Raw genomic sequence first — 19482 nt, 5'->3', positions numbered from 1 at the left:
CGAAGTCCAGGCCGTGCACGTGCGGGGCGCTGCCGTACACCTGGGGCTCCTCGAACAGCGGGATGACATAGGCCTGCTCGGCCAGGTACTCCTGCACGGCCGCCGAGGCGGCGTCGCGCTCGGCCGGGTCGGCGGTGGAGGCCACCGCCTCCAGCAGCTCCTCCAGCTCCTCGTCCCGGACGGTCTCTCCGGCGGGATCGCGGTTGAGCAGGGTGTTGCGGTTCTGGGAGTGGAACTGGCTCTTGATGACGTCGTGGTCGGCGCGGCCCACCATGGAGTGGTACACCTGCACCTGGTCGGGGTCGTTGATGGCCTCGGCGTAGGTGCCGGCGTCGGCGGCCAGGATCTGGAGGTCCACGCCGATCCCGGCGAGCTGCTGGCTGATCAGGGTGAGCGCCTCGAACGAGCGCGGCTGGGGCGCGGCCTCGTTGACGACCAGGGTCAGCGGGGTGCCGTCCTTCTCCCGGATCCCGTCGGATCCGAGCTCCCAGCCGGCCCCCTCCAGCAGTTCCACGGCCCGGTCGGGGTCGTACTCCAGGTACTGCGACTGGTCGGCGTAGCCCAGGGCGGTGCTGCTGAGGATGGAGGTGGCCAGGGGGTAGCGGTCGGTGTAGACGGTGTCCACGACCTCCTGGCGGTCGATCCCGGCGACGAGGGCCTGGCGGACCCGGATGTCGGAGAGGATCTCGTTTTCGAAGCGCAGGCCCAGGCTGTTGTTGACGCCGTTGGTCTGGGGGGCGTGCAGGTCGAACCCGGCGCTCTCGACGCGCTCCTCGTCCTGGGCCTCCACGTAGCGGACGACGTCGGCCTGGCCGGAGGTGAGGGAGCCGACGCGGACGCTGTCCTCGGGGGTGACGCTGATGAGGATCTCGTCGAGGTGGGCGCGGCCCTGGTTCTCGCGGCCCTCCGGCGCCCAGGCGTAGTCCTCGCGGGCGGTGAGGGTGAGCTCGGTGCCGATCTCCTCCTCGGTGATGACGAAGGGGCCGGTGCCGATGACCGCGGTGGAGTTGCCGGGGCCGAAGCCCTCCAGGTCCAGTTCCAGGGTCTCGGCGGAGACGATGCCGGAGTTGATGGTGGAGGTGGCCTGGAGGAAGCCGGGCGAGGGCGCGTCGAAGTGGAAGCGCACGGTGGTCGCGTCGACGACCTCGCTGCTCTCGTAGTTGTTGACGGCCTCGGAGACGATGAGGGCGCGGTCCTGGTCGCCCCGGCCGTACAGGTCGAAGTTGGCGGCGACGACCTCGGCGGTCAGGGGTGAGCCGTCGGAGAAGGTGACGTCGTCGCGCAGGGTGAAGGTGTACTCGGTGGCGTCCTCGTTCACCTCCCACGAGGTGGCCAGCCAGGGTTCGAACTCCAGGGTGTCGGGGTCCTGGTGGACGAGCCGGTCGGTGATGTTGTTGACGAGGCCGCCGTTGGGGTAGAAGCCGGCGGCGGGCGGATACAGGCCGGTGTGGGCCTGGTGTTCGAGGTAGACGAGGGTGCCTCCGGCCACGGGGTCGCCGTCGGCGCCCGTGGAGGAGGCGGCCTGGCCGCAGCCGGTCAGGGCAAGGGTGGCGAGTCCGGCGGCCAGGGCCAGGGCGCGGGTCGTGGGTCGGGACACGTTCTTCCTCTCCGGGGAGGGTCGGGCGCGGACGGGCGGGGGGCGTGCCGGGCGCCGGGGTAGCACTTGCGTCCGCGGGGTCGTCGGACGCCGGGTCTTGCTCGGGGGCACCCCACCGCTGCACGAGGGTTGCCGTTCCGCCTGCGCCGAGCCGAACGGCGGAACTCTTGACCTGCCCAAAACATACCATACGAGTAGGAAAACTTGGTTTTACCCCCGAAGCACCCCCCGAACGGTGGCGCTTTAGCCCCCGCCACCGACATCGGCGCAGGTCGCACACCCCTCCCCCACCCGCCCAAGTGGCGTGATCCGTCCGTTACCCAAGATTTCCTACCAAAGAAGTATGTTGAACGTCGTCGCAGGTCAACGAGGAAGGACCCCCATGGACGCACCGAGGGCCCCCACCCCAACCGGCACCGTGCCCCCGGCCCCGCCCGCCGAGAACGCCGAGCCGCGCCGCCGCCGCGCCGACCGCGCCCGCGCCGTCGCCGACGTCCTGCGCCAGCAGATCCACACCGGCCGCTTCGCCTCCGGGGAACTGCCCGGCGAGGCCGCCCTGTGCACCGAGTTCGCCGTCTCCCGCAACACCGTCCGCGACGCCCTGGCCCTGCTGCGCGACGACGGCCTGGTCGAGCGCATCCCCCGCCTGGGCACCCTGGTCACCGGCCGCAAGTACGGCCACGGCCTGGACCACCTGCTCGGCCTCAACGAGATCCTGTGCGAGCACGGCGGCATCCGCAACGAGGTGCGCGTGGCCATGGAGACCACCGCCCCGCCCGGCGTCGCCCACCGCCTGGACCTGCCCGCCGGCGCCCCCGTCGTCTACGTGGAACGCCTGCGCCACCTGGGCGACCTGCCGCTCTCCCTGGACCTGACCTACCTGGCCCCCGAGGTCGGCCTGCCCCTGCTGGAGCAGGACCTGGAGCACAACGACGTGTTCGTCCTCATCGAGCGGGCCCTGGGCCGCCCGCTGGGGCTGGCCGACATCACCCTGGAGGCCGTCAACGCCGACGCGCACTCCGCCGCCGTGCTGCACACCCCGCCCGGGGCCGCCCTGCTCCTGCTGGAGCGGCTCACCCGGCTCGACGACGGCCGCCCCGTGGACCTGGAGTACATCCGCTTCCGCGGCGACCGCCTCACCATGCACGGCCGCCTCAACCGCCCCACCCCCACCGCGCCCACGCCCACGCCTGTCCCCGAACCCCGGAGCTGACCACCATGGCCCTCGCGCCCCAGCGGGTCGACGTGCCCGTGACCATCGACGAGTCCCTGTGCATCGACGGCTGCACCCTGTGCGTCGAGATGTGCCCGCTGGGCTCCCTGGCGATCCACCCCGACACCAGCAAGGCCTACATGCACGTGGACGAGTGCTGGTACTGCGGGCCCTGCGCCGCCCGCTGCCCCACCGGCGCCGTCACCGTCAACATGCCCTACCTGCTGCGCTAGCCCTTCCGGGTCCGGCCGCGGACCCGCACGCGCCCCTCCGGTCGTCCGCGCGACCGCCCCGCCCCCTCGTCGAACCCCCCGCGCACCGACCCGAAAGCGACCCCCGTGTCCGTCTCTTCCCTCCTCCCCTCCCCGCACCGGCGCGCCCTGGCGCCCCTGGCCCTGCTCCCCCTGCTACTGACCGGCTACTCCCTGGCCGACACCGCCGGCGGCTCCGGCACGGTCACCGTCACCGTCGGCCACCAGTCACCCACCATCAACACCGCCACCGCCGGAGCGCTCATCCAGGCCCACGGCTTCTTCGAAGACCACCTGGCCCGGGTGGGCGAGGAGACCGGCGTGGAGTACGCGGTGGTGTGGGAGGACCACGACACCGGCGCCCCCATCACCGCCGGGATGCTCGCCGAGAACATCGACATCGGCTCCATGGGCGACTACCCGCTGCTCATCAACGGCTCCCGCGCCCTGGCCCAGGGCGAGCACGCCCGCACCACCCTGGTCTCGGTCACCGGCTACAACCCGCTGGGCGCCCTGAACATGGTGGTGGTCCCGCCCGACTCCCCCGCCCGCACCCTGGACGACCTGGCCGGCGGCACGGTCTCGGCGAGCATCGGCTCGGCCGGGCACGGCACGTTCGTGCAGGCCTGGGAGCGCGCCGGCCTCGAACCCGGCGAGGTCACCGTGGTCAACCAGCAGCCGCAGGTGGGCTCCTCCGCCCTGGGGTCGGGCGAGGTCGACGCCCTGGCCCAGTTCGTGGCCTGGCCGGGCCTGCTGGTGCACCGCGGCGAGGCCCGGCTGCTCTACGACGGCTCGGAGCTGGGGGTGCCCACCCTGCACGGGGTGGTGGTGCGCGACGCGTTCGCCGCCGAGCACCCCGAGGTGGTCCAGGCGTTCCTGCTCGCCCAGCTGGACGCCACCCGCCACCTGCGCGAAAACCCGCTGGAGGCGGCCGAGACGGTCGCGGAGGCCAGCGGGCTGCCGGTGGAGGTGGTGTACCTGTACAACGGCCCCGGCGGCGCGGTCCACTTCGACCCGACGATCAAGCCGGCGCTGGTGGAGGCGCTGCGCGGGGACACCGAGTACCTGGCGGCCATCGACGACTTCGCGGAGCTGGACGTGGACGCGTTCGTCGACGACGGCCCGCTGCGGGAGGCCTTCGCCGCCGAGGGGGTCGAGGACTACGAGGCCGCCCTGGCCGTCACCGACAACCCGCTGCCGATCACCGGCACCGACACCACGTGCGAGGTGGAGGTCACCGACCCGGCCACCGCCGGTGAGCTGTGGATCGACGGCGAGGAGGCCACCCGCCCGGCGGCCACCCCCGAATGCCTGCTGGCCGCCGTGCGCGCGGCCCAGGAGGACGGCGGGCAGGTGCGGGCCGCCTACGTGCCCAACGCCGCGACCGGCACCCGCTGGTTCGCCGACGCCGCCGTGTGGGTGCTCGACCCCGACGCACCCGAGGGCGAGCGCCTGTCCCCCTTCACCACCGAACAGGGCGCCCTGCGCCACCTGGACGGGCGCCCCGGCGCCGAGATCGTCGACTACGACCGCGCCGTCCGGGAGGCCCGGCCGTGACCGCCGCACCCGACCGCACCCCCGATGGCGCTCCCGCACCGGCCCCCGGAGCCCGGGCCGCGGCGCCCACCGCACGCCCCCGCCGCCACCGCGAACGCCCCGCGTGGACCTCCTACGCGCTGCGCACCGCCTCGGTGCTGGCGGCCCTGACGGCCTGGCAGTTGCTGACCTTCTACGACGTGCGGCTGTGGCTGCGCTTCGACGCCCTGCCCACCGTCACCGAGGTGGCCGCCGAGCTTGTGGAGCGGCTGGGCTCGCCGCTGTTCCACCTGGACCTGGCCCAGAGCCTGATCCGCATCCTCACCGGGTTCGGGCTGGCCGCGGTGGCCGGGACCGTCGCCGGTATCGCCCTGGGGCGCTCGCGCACCGCCCGCGACCTGTTCTCACCGCTGGTGGAGGTGGTCCGGCCGATCCCGGCGATCGCGCTGGTGCCGGTGGCGATCCTGCTGTTCCCCACCGGCGAGCAGGGCATCGTGTTCATCACCTTCGCCGCCGCGTTCTTCCCCGTCCTGGTCAGCACCCGCCACGCGGTGCGGGCGCTGCCCACCATCTGGGAGGACGCCCTGCTCACCCTGGGCGCCACCCGGTGGACGGTGCTGACCCGGGTGGTGCTGCCCGGGATCGCACCCGGCGTGTTCGGCGGCCTGTCGGTGGGCATGGGCGTGGCCTGGATCTGCGTGATCTCCGCGGAGATGATCTCCGGCCGCCTGGGGGTGGGCTACCGCACCTGGCAGGCCTACACGGTGGTCGACTACCCGGGGGTGTTCGTCGGGATGCTCACCATCGGCCTGCTGGGCTGGCTCACCTCCGGCGCCGTGGAACTGCTGGGGCGGCGGCTGACCCGGTGGCTGCCGCGCGACACCGAGGGGGACCGATGACCGCACCCGACACCGCCACCATCAACGCCGTCCCCACCGTCGTCGGAGAGCGGGCCCCGGCCGGGCTGGCCCTGGAGGAGGTCACGGTGGCCTTCGCCGGCGCCCGGGTCGTGGAGGGCCTGTCACTGGCCGCGGCCCCCGGCGAGGTCCTGGTCCTCACCGGCCCCTCCGGGTGCGGCAAGTCCACCCTGCTGCGGGTGCTGGCCGGGCTGCTGGCCCCCGACTCGGGCACCGCCTCGGCCGACGGCGTCCCCGTCACCGGGACCGGCGCCGACCGGGCCCTGGTCTTCCAGGACGACGCCCTGCTGCCCTGGCTGACCGTGCGCCGCAACGTGGAGCTGGCCCTGCGGCTGCGCGGCGTGCCCCGCGCCGAACGCCGGGCCCGCGCCGAGAAGTGGATCGGCGAGGTGGGCCTGGCCGGGTTCGGCGACCACCTGCCGCGCCGGCTGTCGGGCGGGATGCGCCAGCGCGTCCAGCTCGCCCGCACCCTCATCGGCGCGCCCCGGGCGGTCCTCATGGACGAACCCTTCGGGGCGCTGGACACCCGTACCCGCGCCGACGTCCAGGACCTGCTGGTGCGCACCCTGGCCGCCCACCCCGCCACCGTCGTCTTCGTCACCCACGACGTGGACGAGGCCGTGTTCCTGGGCGACCGCGTCGCCGTCCTGGGCCCGGCCGGGACCGGGGTGCGCGAGGTGGTCCCCGTCCCCCGCCCGCGCGAGCGCGCCGCCCGCGACACCGCCCCGGTCCGCGAGGCCCGCGCCCGGGTCCTGGCCGCCCTGTCCCACCCCGCTCCCACTACCGCTGCCGCACCGCCCCAGGAGGCCCCGTGATCGCCCCCGACCCCGCCGACCGCACCCGCCTGGACTGCGACGTCCTCATCATCGGCGGCGGCACCGCCGGGACCATGGCCGCGCTGACCGCCGCCGAACACGGCGCCTCGGTGCTGCTGCTGGAGAAGGCGCACGTGCGCCACTCCGGAGCCCTGGCCATGGGCATGGACGGCGTCAACAACGCCGTCGTCCCCGGCAAGGCCTCCCCCGAGGACTACGTCGCCGAGATCACCCGCGCCAACGACGGCATCGTGGACCAGCGCACCGTCCACCGCACCGCCACCCGCGGCTTCGCCATGGTCCAGCGCCTGGAACGCTACGGCGTCAAGTTCGAGAAGGACGAGTACGGCGAGTACAACGTGCGCCGGGTGCACCGCTCGGGCAGCTACGTGCTGCCCATGCCCGAGGGCAAGGACGTCAAGAAGGTCCTGTACCGGGAGCTGCGCCGACGCGAGGTCCGGGAGAAGGTCCGCATCGAGAACCGGGTCATGCCCGTGCGGGTCCTCACCGACGACGTCGACGGCACCCGCCGGGCGGTGGGCGCGGTCGCCTTCGACACCCGCACCGGCGCCTTCGTCGTCATCGCCGCCAAGTCGGTGATCCTGGCGACCGGCCCCTGCGGGCGCCTGGGCCTGCCCGCCAGCGGCTACCTCTACGGCACCTACGAGAACCCCACCAACGCCGGCGACGGCCACGCGATGGCCTACCACGCCGGGGCCGAGCTCAGCGGCATCGAGTGCTTCCAGATCAACCCGCTCATCAAGGACTACAACGGGCCCGCCTGCGCCTACGTCGCCAACCCCTTCGGCGGCTACCAGGTCAACAACCGGGGCGAGCGGTTCGTGGACTCCGACTACTGGTCGGGAAAGATGATGGCCGAGGTCTCCCGCGAGATCGACTCCGCCCGCGGACCCGTCTACCTCAAGGTCAGCCACCTGCCCGAGGAGACCCTGGAATCGCTCGAAGACATCCTGCACACCACCGAGCGCCCCACCCGCGGCACCTTCCACGCCGGGCGCGGCCACGACTACCGCACCCACGACATCGAGATGCACATCTCCGAGATCGGCCTGTGCGGGGGCCACTCCGCGTCGGGGGTGTGGGTGGACGAGGACGGCGCCACCACCGTCCCGGGCCTGTACGCCGCCGGGGACCTGGCGTGTGTGCCGCACAACTACATGATCGGCGCGTTCGTGTTCGGCGACCTGGCGGGCGGGCACGCCGCCCGCTCCGCCCCCGAACTGCCCGCCCCCGCCGACCTGCCCGAGGACCAGGTGCTGGCCGCGCACGAGCTGATCTACCGGCCGCTGCGCAACCCCGGCGGGCCGCCCCAGCAGCAGGTGGAGTACAAGCTGCGCCGGTTCGTCAACGACTACGTGGCCCCGCCCAAGACCGCCGTCAAGCTGGGCATCGCCGTGGAGGCGTTCGAGCGGATGCGCGGCGAGATCGCCGCCATGGGCGCGGCCACCCCGCACGAGCTGATGCGGTGCGCGGAGGTGGACTTCATCCGCGACTGCGCGGAGATGGCGGCCCGCGCCTCGGCGACCCGCACCGAGAGCCGGTGGGGGCTCTACCACGAGCGCGCCGACCTGCCCGAGAGCGACGACGAGCAGTGGCTGTACCACCTGAACCTGTACAAGGGCGCGGACGGGCGGATGGCGTTCGTCAAGCGCCCGGTCGCCCCCTACCTGGTGCCGGTGCCGGAGTTCGAGGCGCGGCTGCCCGGTGGCGGACCGGTGCCGGTGGCCGAACCGGAGGTGGCGGTGGGCCGCGCGGGCGGGCAGGCGCCGCCCCGGCCCCGCCCGGCGCCCGTCGCGGAGGCCGCCGCGGAGGTCGCGGAGGCCGCCGCGGAGGAGGTCGGCGCCTCGCCGCGGGTGGTGGAGCTGCTCGCCCTGGCCGGGGACGACCCGGGCCTGGACCGCGTCGCCCCCTACCTGGCCGACGCCGACCCGACGGTGCGGGCCACGGCCGTGGCGGTGCTGACCGAGGCGGCGCCCGAGGGGACCGGCCCGGCCCTGGTGGGGCTGCTGGAGGACCCCGACCCGGCGCCGCGCCGGGCGGCGGTGGCGGCCCTGCGCGAGCTGGTGGAGGTGCTGGACCCGGGGCTGGAGCGGGAGCTGCGCGACCGGGCCGGTGCGGCCGACGCCGTGGTGCGCGCCGGGGTGCTGGACGTGCTGCGCGCCCTGGGCGGCACCCCGGCCGCCGTGTTCGAAAGGGCGCTGGCCGACGCCGACCACCGGGTGCGCATCGAGGCGGTGCGCGGGCTGATCTCCCTGAACGCGGTGCCCGCCATCGCCGCCGCGGCCGCCGACCCCTCCCGCGAGGTCCGCATCAAGGTCGCCGAGGGCCTGGCCACCGTCGCCGCCGCGCAGGCGGACACGGCCACCGAGGAGGCGGCAGGCGCCGTAGCCGCCGCGGGTACGCCCACCGGCGCGGCGTCGGACCCTGCGGACACCGGCGGGGAGGCAGGCCTCGCGACCGCCGCGGGTACGCCCACCGGCGGGGCGGCGGACCGTGCGGCCACCGCGGGCGCGGCCGCCGACACCGGGGCGGGCGGCCCCGCGCCCATCACCGGTCCGGACACCCCGGCGGTGGCGGCGCTGCGGGTGCTGCGGGCGGACGCCGACGCGCTGGTGCGGGCGGCGGCGCTGGGCGCGTTCGCGGCCGTGCACCCGGGCGAGGAGGACGTGGCGGCGGCGCGGGCGGCCCTGGCCGACGGCGCCTGGCAGGTGCGCCGCGGCGCGGTGCGGGCGCTGGCGGGCGCCGGACCCGACCGGGCCCTGCCCGTCCTGGGCGAGGCGTGGGGCGACCCCCACCCCGACGTGCGCAAGGCCGTGGTGCTCGCCCTGGCCCCCTGGGCCGACCGGGCCGAGGCGGCCCGGGTCCTGGGCGAGGCCCTGGCCGACGACGACGCCGACGTGCGCGCCCACGCCCGGCACGCCCTGCGCTGACCCGCCGGCCGCCGCCCGCCTGTGGTCGGACCTCGGCACGGTCTCGCCCGGAGACCTTGCCCCCGGCCATCCCATGGCCCTACGTTGTTCGATGATCAACGAACTACCCGGGTGGGAGCAACAGTGAGAATCCTTGTCGTGGGTGCGGGCGCGGTCGGCGGCTACTTCGGCGCCCGCCTGGTCCAGGCGGGCCGGGACGTCGACTTCCTGGTCCGCCCGGCCCGCGCCGACCTGCTGCGCGAACACGGCCTGCGGATCCGCGACCTGGACGGCACCGTCGAGGCCGTCCCCGTCACCGCGGTCACCGCCGACACCCTCACCCCCGACTACGACCTGGTCGTCCTGGCCGTGAAGTCCTACGGGTTCGACGCCGCCCTCAAGGACATCGCCCCCGCCGTGGGCCCGGGCACCGTCGTGCTGCCCTTCCTCAACGGCATGCGGCACATGGACGCCCTCACCGACCGGTTCGGCGCCGACCGCGTCTACGGCGGCGTGGCCATGGTCCAGACCCGCCTGGGCGAGGACGGCGAGATCATCGAGGTCGGCAAGATGGCCCAGCTCATCTACGGCCCCGTCACCGGCACCCCCGTCCTGCCCCCGGAGCGGGTGCACGCCGCCCTGGACACCGGGACCTACTCCGCCACCGCCGCCACCGAGGCGGTGCAGGAGCTGTGGGACAAGTGGGTGTTCCTGGCGACCATGGGCGCCTGCAACTGCCTGATGCGCGCCCCCATCGGACAGATCAACTCCACCGAGGGCGGGCGCGGCTTCTCCCGCGCCGTGTTCGAGGAGGCCGCCGCCGTCTCCACCGCCTCCGGATACCCCATCCGCCCCCACGTGCGCGAGCGCGCCGACGCGATGCTCGGCAACACCACCGCCCAGACCACCACCTCCCTGTACTGGGACCTCACCAACGACAACCCCGTGGAGGCCGACCACATCATCGGCGACCTGGTCGCCCGCGGCCGCGACCTGGGCGTGCCCACACCGCTGTTCGCCCTGGCCGACCTGCACCTGCGCGTGTACGAGACCGGCCGCGCCTGAACCCGCCCCCGGTCGGCGGGGTGTGCCCGGTATCCTCCCCCCGCACGCCCCACCGATCGGAGTCCCATGCCCCGCCGCCCCCTGTCCCCGCCCCTGCTGCTGTGCGTCCTGCTCGCGACCGCCTGCGGGAACACCGTCGACGACACCGGCGGGCAGGTGCGCGACCACGGGTCCGCACCCGTCCCCACCGGCACCGGATCGCAGGAGGCCGGGGACGTCAACGGCGACGGGTACCCCGACCTGGTCTTCGCCGCCGACCAGGTCCCCGACGAGTCCACCGCCGCGGCCGACCGCGTCATCGTCGTCTACGGCTCCGCCGAGGGCCTGGACCCGGCCACCCGCACCGTCCTGGACCCGGGCGCGGTCTTCGCGGTGTCCGCCCCCGCCACCGGCGGCGACGGCGTCCGGGGGCAGGCCGTCGACCTGGACGGGGACGGGTTCGCCGACATCCCCCTGGTCCACACCTCCGATGAGGCGGGCGGGCGCGCCGTGCACGCCGTGTACTGGGGCGGCCCCACCGGCCCCGACCCCGACGCCGCCCCGGTCCCGCTGACCCTGCCCGGGGAGGAGGCGTGGTCGGCCGGGTGGCCCCCGGCCGCGGCCGGCGACCTCGACGGCGACGGCGCCACCGACCTGGCCCTGGTCCGCGAGACGGACACCGGCGTCGAGGAGTACGAGATCACGGCGCTGTACGGCCCCTTCGGCCGGGACGGCGCCCCGGCCCGCGCCGCCGCCCACCCCTTCCCGACCTGGGTCGGTTCCCTGGTCGCCGGGCCCGCCGGGAGCGCCGGGGACGGCGGGTCCCCGCTGCTGGTGCAGCACTCCAGCGACGGCGAGCAGACCCTCAACACCCTGTTCCTCACCGGCACCGACGACCCGGCCGACTGGACGCGCGTCGACACGGTGGGCGGGTCCATGGCCGCCTTCGGCGACCTGGACGGCGACGGCGCCGCCGACCTCGTCGTGGGCGACGACGGCAACCGCAACAACGAGCCCGGGTTCGAGACCGAACCCCCCGAGGTCCACCACCGCCTCAACCTCTACCCCGGCCCCCTGACCGCCGACCCGGGCGACCCGGTCGGCGTCGACCTGCCGGGGCAGGAGACCGCCGTCACCGGCGGGACCCGGGTCCTGGCCCTGTGCGACACCGACGGCGACGGGGTGCGCGAGGCCGCCGTCGGCCGCGCCGGGCACGGGGTCGACACCGCGTTCTGGGCCGACGGGGCCCTGGAGGTCGACGACACCGACCCGGTGGCGGTGTGGGGCCCCGAGGAGGGGCCGCTGGGCGGCGGCTCCGAGCAGGAGCGGGTGGCGACGCTCGCCGGGTGCGCCGACCACGACGCGAACGGCTCCGACGAACTCCTGTTCACCTACTCCCCCGGACCCCGGACCCCCGTCCCGGCCCGCTGGTGGGCCACCGAGGACGGCCGGGCCTTCACCACCTTCGACAGCGCGGGCTTCGAGGACTGACCGCGGCCGGGGCCGGGACCGGCTCTCCTCCGGGCCGTCTCTCTCCGGGACCGGGGCGGCCACGGCTCCGCGGGCGGGCCCGCCGCGGGCACCCCGACGACCCGCGTCCCCGGGAACGGCCTCCTCGGCGGGCACCCCGGGCACGTCCCGCCCCCGGTCCATCTCTCCGGGCTCCCCGGGACCGGGGCGGCGATCACCTCGGGGACCGGCTCCTCCGCGGGTGCCCCGGGCACGTCCCGCACCCACGGGCCGGCCGCCCCGGGTGCGCCCCGCCCGGGTTCGAGCGCCCCGCCCCCGGGGGAGGACCTGAGGGGACGCATCGCGCACACCCGTTCCCAACACCAGGGCCGGTCACCCGGCCCGGGGCCGCCCCTGGTTATGGTGCCCGTACCGACGCGCGGGGCGTACACGCGCACACGAGGGCGCACACCGTCGACGGGGCCGGTCGCGCGCACCCGCGGTGCGACCTCCGCCGTTCCCACCGACCAGAAGGACACCATGTTCCGCACAGTGCTTGTGGCCAACCGGGGCGAGATCGCCATCCGGGCCCTGCGCGCCGCCTACGAACTGGGCGCCCGGACCATCGCGGTCTTCCCCCACGAGGACCGCAACTCGCTGCACCGGCTCAAGGCCGACGAGGCCTACCAGATCGGCGAACCGGGCCACCCGGTCCGCGCCTACCTGTCCGTCGACGAGATCGTCCGCGCCGCCCGCGAGTCCGGGGCCGACGCCGTCTACCCCGGGTACGGGTTCCTGTCGGAGAACCCCCACCTGGCCCGCGCCTGCGAGGAGGCCGGCATCACCTTCGTCGGCCCGCCCGCCGACGTCCTGGAACTGACCGGCAACAAGGCCACCGCGGTGGCCGCCGCCCGCGAGGCCGGGGTTCCGGTGCTGGAGTCCTCGGCGCCCTCCGCCGACGCCGACACCCTCATCGAAGCGGCCGCCGGGATCGGGTTCCCGCTGTTCGTCAAGGCGGTCGCCGGGGGCGGCGGCCGCGGCATGCGCCGGGTCGACCACCCGGACCGGCTGCCCGAGGCGCTGGCCGCGGCCATGCGCGAGGCCGAGTCCGCGTTCGGCGACCCCACCGTGTTCCTGGAGAAGGCGGTCATCGACCCCCGCCACATCGAGGTACAGATCCTCGCCGACGGCGAGGGCGACGTGGTGCACCTGTACGAGCGCGACTGCTCCCTCCAGCGCCGCCACCAGAAGGTCATCGAGCTGGCCCCGGCCCCCAACCTGGACCCGGACCTGCGCGCCCGCATCTGCGACGACGCCGTCCGGTTCGCCCGCCGCATCGGCTACCGCAACGCCGGGACCGTGGAGTTCCTGGTCGGCGCGGACGGCTCCCACGTGTTCATCGAGATGAACCCGCGCATCCAGGTCGAGCACACCGTGACCGAGGAGGTCACCGACATCGACCTGGTGCAGTCCCAGATGCGCATCGCCTCCGGCGAGACCCTCGCCGACCTGGGCATCTCCCAGGACACCATCGCGGTGCGCGGGGCCGCCCTGCAATGCCGCATCACCACCGAGGACCCCGCCAACGGGTTCCGCCCCGACACCGGCATCATCAGCGCCTACCGCTCCCCCGGCGGCTCGGGCATCCGCCTGGACGGCGGCACCGCCGCCGCCGGCACCGAGATCAGCCCGCACTTCGACTCTTTGCTGGTCAAGCTCACCTGCCGCGGCCGGGACCTGACCACCGCCGTCAACCGGGCCCGCCGCGCCGTCGCCGAGTTCCGTATCCGCAGCGTCGCCACCAACATCCCGTTCCTCCAGGCCGTGCTGGAGGACCCCGACTTCCAGGCGGGCCGGGTCACCACCTCCTTCATCGAGGAGCGCCCCCACCTGCTGACCGCGCGGCCCTCCGCCGACCGCGGCACCCGCCTGCTCACCTACCTGGCCGACGTCACCGTCAACAAGCCGCACGGGGAGCGCCCGCACCTGATCGACCCCGCCCTCAAGTTGCCCCCGCTCCCGGCCGGGTCCCCGCCCGCCGGGTCGCGGCAGCGCCTGGCCGAGCTGGGCCCGGAGGGGTTCGCCCGGTGGCTGCGCGAGTCCCCCAACGTCGGGGTCACCGACACCACGTTCCGCGACGCCCACCAGTCGCTGCTGGCCACCCGGGTGCGCACCAAGGACCTGCTGGCCATCGCCCCCGTCGTGGCGCGCACCCTGCCCGGGCTGCTGTCCCTGGAGGCGTGGGGCGGGGCCACCTACGACGTGGCGCTGCGGTTCCTGGCCGAGGACCCCTGGGAGCGGCTGGCCGCCCTGCGCGAGGCCGTCCCCAACATCTGCCTGCAGATGCTGCTGCGCGGCCGCAACACCGTCGGCTACACCCCCTACCCCACCGAGGTCACCGCCGCGTTCGTGGAGGAGGCCGCCGCCACCGGGATCGACATCTTCCGGATCTTCGACGCCCTCAACGACGTCGAACAGATGCGCCCGGCCATCGAGGCGGTCCGCGCCACCGGCACCTCCGTCGCCGAGGTCGCCCTGTGCTACACCGGCGACCTGTCCGACCCGGCCGAGGAGCTCTACACCCTCGACTACTACCTGCGCCTGGCCGAGAAGATCGTGGACGCCGGCGCGCACGTGCTCGCCGTCAAGGACATGGCCGGCCTGCTGCGCGCCCCGGCCGCCGCGACCCTGGTGGAGGCGCTGCGCCGGGAGTTCGACCTGCCCGTGCACGTCCACACCCACGACACCGCCGGCGGCCAGCTGGCCACCTACCTGGCCGCGGTGGGCGCGGGCGCCGACGCCGTGGACGGCGCGGTGGCGTCCATGGCCGGGACCACCTCCCAGCCGTCGCTGTCGGCGATCATCGCCGCCTTCGACCACACCGAGAAGACCACCGGGCTGAGCCTTGCGGCCGCGGGCGACCTGGAGCCGTACTGGGAGGCGGTACGGCGCGTCTACGCCCCGTTCGAGGCGGGCCTGTCCTCGCCGACCGGGCGGGTGTACCACCACGAGATCCCCGGCGGGCAGCTGTCCAACCTGCGCACCCAGGCGATCGCGCTGGGGCTGGGCGACCACTTCGAGGACATCGAGGCGATGTACGCCGCCGCCGACCGGATGCTGGGGCGGCTGGTCAAGGTCACCCCCTCCTCCAAGGTGGTGGGCGACCTGGCCCTGCACCTGGTCGGCGCCGGGGTGTCCCCGGCCGACTTCGAGGCCGACCCGTCGCGGTTCGACATCCCCGACTCGGTGGTGGGGTTCCTGCACGGCGAGCTGGGGGTGCCCCCGGGCGGCTGGCCCGAGCCGTTCCGCACCCGCGCCCTACAGGGGCGCCCGGCGGCCCGGCCGGTGGTGGAGCTGAACGAGGAGCAGCGCGAGGGCCTGGACAAGGACCGGCGCGCCACCCTGAACCGGCTGCTGTTCCCGGCGCCGACGGAGGAGTTCCAGAAGCACCGGTCGGCCTACGGCGACACCAGCGTGGTCTCCAGCGCCGACTTCTTCTACGGCCTGCGCCCGGGCCGGGAGTGCACGGTGGACCTGGACCCGGGGGTGCGGCTGCTCATCGAACTGGAGGCGGTGGGCGAGCCCGACGAGCGCGGGGTGCGCACCGTGCTGGCCCGGCTCAACGACCAGCTGCGGCCGCTACAGATCCAGGACCGGTCGCTGGCGTCGGCGGTGCGCGAGGCGGAGAAGGCCGACAAGAACGTGCCCGGGCACGTGGCGGCGCCGTTCGCGGGCGTGGTGACGCTGGTGGCGGGCGCCGGTGAGGCGGTCGAGGCCGGGGCCACCGTCGCCACGATCGAGGCGATGAAGATGGAGGCGGCGATCACCGCGCCGGTGGCGGGCACGGTCGCGCGGGTGGCGATCGACCGCGTCCAGCGCGTGGACGGCGGCGACCTGCTGGTCGTCCTGGAGTAGTGGGACTGGAGCGGTAGAGCTGGAGTAGGGCTCCTTATGGCACGCCCCCGCCGCGACGCGGCGGGGGCGTTCGTGTGCGCCCCGGGGGTCCTGGCGGCGGGGCCCCGGGGGTGGGGGTCCCGGGGGCGGGGGTCCTAGAGGGAAGGGGTGGCCGGTGCGGTGGGGAGACGGTGAGGGGGCGGTGAGGAGACACCGTCCTGCCCCGCCCGGGAAGTGCGCACGCGGCGCCTCCCCAACCTGACGGAGCCCCCTCACCTGACAACTACTGAATCCGTTGCCATCCATCAAGCCTACAACCATCTCCGCACTTTGAGGCAAAATTTGATCAGGTTTCAGTTGCCCGGCTATTGACTTACAACGGTCTCCGCGTCTTCAATGGGCCACTATGCGTGAGACACATCACCCCACCCCTTCCGACCCCGGCGTCGGAGCCAAAGGGCTGGCCCGCGGCCGCGTGGGCGTCCTGTCCGGTGCCCTGATCGGCGTATCCACCGTCGCCCCGGCCTATACGCTCACCGCCACCATCGGCCTCATCGCCGCCTCCGTCGGCCTCAAGATGCCCGCGATCTTCATCGCCGGGTTCATCCCGATGTTCCTCACCGCGTACGCCTACCGCGAGCTGAACAACGCCATGCCCGACTGCGGGGCGTCCTTCACCTGGTCGGCCCGCGCCTTCGGCCCCTACGTGGGCTGGATGTGCGGCTGGGGCATGGTCGCGGCCACGATCATCGTGCTCTCCAGCCTGGCGTCGGTCGCGGTCGAGTTCGGCTACCTGTTCCTGGGCCAACTCCTCGGCGACCCGGCCATCGCCGCACTGGCCGACGACAAAGCCGTCAACGTGGCCTCCACCGTCGCCCTCATCGCCCTGGCCACCGCCGTCGGCTACCGGGGCGTCACCGTCACCCAGCGCCTCCAGGCGGTCCTGGTCGTCTTCCAGCTGGCCGTGCTGGGCCTGTTCATCGTGGCCGCGTTCGTCCAGATCTCCACCGGCCGCGCCGCCGACCCGGCGCCCTTCGAACTCGACTGGTTCAACCCGTTCACCGGGCTGACCACGGTGGCGTTCGTGGCCGGGGTGACCGGGTCGATCTTCGCGTTCTGGGGGTGGGACACCTGTCTGACCCTCAACGAGGAGAGCCGCGACCCCGAACGCACCCCCGGCCGGGCCGGACTGCTGTGCGTGGCCGCCATCCTGCTCACGTACCTGCTGGTCACCGTGGCCGCCATGATGTACGCCGGGGTCGGGGAGAGCGGGCTGGGGCTGAGCAACCCCGACACCGCCGACAACGTGTTCGCGGCGCTGGCCGGGCCGGTGCTGGGCGGCCCCGGCGGCATGCTGCTGTTCCTGGCCGTGGTGGCCTCCAGCGTCGCCAGCCTGCAGACCACGCTGCTGCCCGCGGCGCGCACCATGCTGGCGATGGGCTCCTACGGGGCGTTCCCGCGCTCGCTGGCGCGGACCCACCCGCGCTTCCACGTCCCGTCCCGGGCGGTGGTCATCGCGGGGGCGACCACCGCGGCGTTCTACACGGTGACGATGTACCTGAGCGAGCGGGTGCTGTACGACATGGTGGCCTCGCTGGGCATCATGATCTGCTTCTACTACGGGATCACGGCGTTCGCCTGCGCCTGGTTCTTCCGCCGCTCGCTGCGCGGGGCGCGCGACGTGGTGTTCCGGCTGGTGTTCCCGGTGACGGGCGGCCTGATGCTGCTGGGCGTGTTCGGGGTGTCGGTGCACGACAGCCTGGACCCGGCCTACGGCAGCGGCAGCTCCGTGGGCGGGATGGGGCTGGTGTTCGTGATGGCCTGCGGCATCCTCGCCCTGGGCGCGGTGCTCATGGTCATCACCCGGCTGCGCGACCCGGAGTACTTCCGCAGGGGCGTCGCCCCCACCGCCTCGGAGGAGGGGCCCGGCGAGGGTCCGCCCCCGGCGCCGGAGCGCACGGCCGAACCCGTCTGACCCGGTCCCGGGCCGGGCCGCACCTTCCCGGCCCGGGGCCGCCCGGACCCTCCGGGGTGCCGGTGTTCAGCACCGCGAAAGGTCCGCACCGCTGAAAGTCAGCACCGCTGAAGATCAGCACCACTGAAGATCAGCGGTGCTGAAGACCGGCGCCCGCACCCCGCCACCGTCCGCGGCGGGGTGCGGGCCCTCCCAAGCGGCGGGCCCGAAGGCGTCTCAGGCGGCGGCGCGGCGGCGGGCCCGGGCGGCCAACGCCACGTCCACCAGCACGAACGCCGCCAGCGAAACCGCGAACAGCGGCAGCAGCCACCCCACCGCCAGGGCGATCGCCGCCACCGCCGCCTTGCCCCACCAGGGCAGCGCCCACCAGGCGCCCCGGACCACCGGGCGGCCCACCGCCCAGGCGCCCGCGCGGGCCGGGCGGCGCAGCCACCACATCCGGTAGCCCCACACCACCAGCCCCAGGACGGCCAGCGCGATCACCGTCAGCAGCACCTGGTTGACGACGCCGAACAGCAGGCCCATGTGGAAGGCGATGCCCCAGCTGGTGAGCTTGGCGGGCAGCGGGTGGTCGGCGAACCGCAGCTCCTCCACCACCTCGCCGGTGGCGGCGTCCACCGCGACCGCGTCCTTGTGCGCGGGCCAGCGGTCCTGCGTTCCCCGCACGGTGTAGGCGGCGCCCTCCTGCACCGGCAGGGTCACCTCCACCGGGCCGGCCAGCCCGGCGTCGCGGGCCGCGGCCAGCACGGCGTCCGCGTCCACCCCGTGGCCGGTGTGCCCGCCGTGGTCCTCGTGGCCCCCGTGTCCCCCGTGGTCGGAGGGCGCGGGGGTGCTCAGGGAGGGGGAGGTCCATCCCCAGGCCTGGCGCAGCTCGCCGATGTTCTCCCCGGCGAACCGCGACCAGGTCAGCCCGGTGGCGGCCAGCAGCAGCACCCCGGCCAGCGCCCACACCCCGACGGCCCCGTGCCAGGACAGGGTGCGCGCCCGGCCGGTGGCCGCGGTGTCGGGCACCAGCACCCGGCGCACCGCCCTGGCGCGGCGGCGCCGCCCGATCCACAGGGCCGCCCCGCCCAGGGCGACCACCCAGATCCAGGTGGCGGCCAGCTCGCTGTAGAACCGGCCCACCTCCCCCAGGTGCAGGTCCTTGTGCAGCCCGGCCAGCCAGGACCGCACCGGCAGCGATCCGCTGCCCCCGTAGCTGGTGGTCTCCCCCAGCACCTCGCCGGTGTGCGGGTCCACGAACACGGCCAGCCGGTGGCTCTGTGCCAGCCCCTCGACCTCGGCCAGCACCCGCGTGCTGTCGCCGGGCTCCGCCGCGGGGCGCACGGCGACCACGGTGGCGTCGGGCCGGGCCGCCGCTGCCGCCGCCACCTGCTCCGCCAGCGGCACCGTCCCCGCCCCGGCCTCGACGGTGAGCAGGTCCGCGTACACCACCTGCTCGATCTGCGGCGTCCACACGTAGATGAGCCCGGTCAGCGCCGCCACCGCGATGAACGGCGCCACGAGCACCCCGGCGTAGAAGTGCAGCCGCAGCAGCAGCGGCCGCACCGCCGCCCACGCCCCGCCCCGGGCCGCTGCGGCCCCCTCGCCGCCGGTCTCACCCACGGACGTACCCGCGGCCACCCGGCCCTCGGCCACCGCGACGGCGGCGCCGACAGTGCGACCACCGGGCGCCGACGCGCCCGTCCCCTCGCCACGGCCCCCGTCCGAGCGACCTGTGGGGCTCTCGGCGGGACGTCCCTCACCGGTCACCCCCTCGGCGCGGCCCCCGGCCACGGCACTCTCCCCCACCGGGCTCTCGGACAAGGGGTCGGCGGCTCTCTCCGCCGGGTCGGCGGCGCGGGCCTCGGCGGCCGGAGGG

12 protein-coding genes and 1 riboswitch are annotated in these 19482 nt (G+C 74.7%); of the genes, 10 read left to right on the top strand and 2 right to left on the bottom strand.

The genetic code is table 11. The features are described from left to right. Positions 1-1597: TIGR04028 family ABC transporter substrate-binding protein (locus ACJOT3_RS18075; RefSeq protein ID WP_406974013.1), on the bottom strand; the 1597-nt coding region annotated here is incomplete at its 3' end. Between the two features lie 57 nt (positions 1598-1654). After that, a riboswitch (SAM riboswitch) is annotated at positions 1655-1770 on the bottom strand. A gap of 209 nt (positions 1771-1979) precedes the next feature. On the opposite strand from ACJOT3_RS18075, the gene ACJOT3_RS18070 reads away from it, so the two are divergent. From ACJOT3_RS18070 to ACJOT3_RS18025, 10 genes are all read left to right on the top strand, one after another. Further along, on the top strand, positions 1980-2810 hold the full coding sequence (locus ACJOT3_RS18070; protein ID WP_406974012.1) for a GntR family transcriptional regulator: 831 nt from the start codon (positions 1980-1982) through the stop codon (positions 2808-2810). A 5-nt stretch (positions 2811-2815) separates the two neighbouring features. Further along, on the top strand, positions 2816-3043 hold the full coding sequence (locus tag ACJOT3_RS18065) for a 4Fe-4S dicluster domain-containing protein (RefSeq protein ID WP_406974011.1): 228 nt from the start codon (positions 2816-2818) through the stop codon (positions 3041-3043). 105 nt (positions 3044-3148) lie between these two features. Beyond that, positions 3149-4618 carry an ABC transporter substrate-binding protein gene (locus ACJOT3_RS18060; RefSeq protein WP_406974010.1) on the top strand — a complete coding sequence of 490 codons (1470 nt, stop codon included), beginning with the start codon at positions 3149-3151 and terminating at the stop codon, positions 4616-4618. Then, the gene (locus ACJOT3_RS18055; protein WP_406974009.1) at positions 4615-5496 is read left to right on the top strand and encodes an ABC transporter permease; all 882 of its coding nucleotides are present in this window, start codon (positions 4615-4617) and stop codon (positions 5494-5496) included. The genes ACJOT3_RS18060 and ACJOT3_RS18055 overlap by 4 nt, the downstream gene beginning before the upstream one ends. Then, on the top strand, positions 5493-6329 hold the full coding sequence (locus ACJOT3_RS18050) for an ABC transporter ATP-binding protein (RefSeq protein WP_406974008.1): 837 nt from the start codon (positions 5493-5495) through the stop codon (positions 6327-6329). The genes ACJOT3_RS18055 and ACJOT3_RS18050 overlap by 4 nt, the downstream gene beginning before the upstream one ends. Continuing rightward, entirely contained in the window at positions 6326-9280 is a 2955-nt protein-coding gene (locus tag ACJOT3_RS18045) for a fumarate reductase/succinate dehydrogenase flavoprotein subunit (RefSeq protein WP_406974007.1), read from the top strand. Before ACJOT3_RS18050 ends, ACJOT3_RS18045 begins: the two co-directional genes overlap by 4 nt. Positions 9281-9403: 123 nt before the next feature. Continuing rightward, complete coding sequence (locus ACJOT3_RS18040; RefSeq protein WP_406974006.1) at positions 9404-10324, top strand: ketopantoate reductase family protein; 921 nt, start codon at positions 9404-9406, stop codon at positions 10322-10324. Positions 10325-10390: 66 nt separating this feature from the next. After that, positions 10391-11794, top strand: a complete 1404-nt coding sequence (locus ACJOT3_RS18035; RefSeq protein ID WP_406974005.1) for a VCBS repeat-containing protein — start codon at positions 10391-10393, stop codon at positions 11792-11794. Positions 11795-12292: 498 nt separating this feature from the next. Next, on the top strand, positions 12293-15667 hold the full coding sequence (locus tag ACJOT3_RS18030; RefSeq protein ID WP_406974004.1) for a pyruvate carboxylase: 3375 nt from the start codon (positions 12293-12295) through the stop codon (positions 15665-15667). Between the two features lie 385 nt (positions 15668-16052). Next, positions 16053-17621 (top strand): APC family permease, encoded by a 1569-nt coding sequence (locus tag ACJOT3_RS18025; RefSeq protein WP_406974003.1) that lies wholly within the window; start codon positions 16053-16055, stop codon positions 17619-17621. 216 nt (positions 17622-17837) lie between these two features. Here the strand turns inward: ACJOT3_RS18025 and ACJOT3_RS18020 are convergent, their stop codons facing one another. Continuing rightward, complete coding sequence (locus tag ACJOT3_RS18020; protein WP_406974014.1) at positions 17838-19226, bottom strand: PepSY-associated TM helix domain-containing protein; 1389 nt, start codon at positions 19224-19226, stop codon at positions 17838-17840. Positions 19227-19482: the final 256 nt, after the last annotated feature.

Origin of the sequence: Nocardiopsis protaetiae (assembly GCF_045446735.1) — a bacterium.
Taxonomy (GTDB): Bacteria; Actinomycetota; Actinomycetes; order Streptosporangiales; family Streptosporangiaceae; genus Nocardiopsis; species Nocardiopsis protaetiae.
The sequence above is the reverse complement of the archived record's forward strand: the minus strand, read 5'-3'. Positions and strand labels throughout refer to the sequence as shown.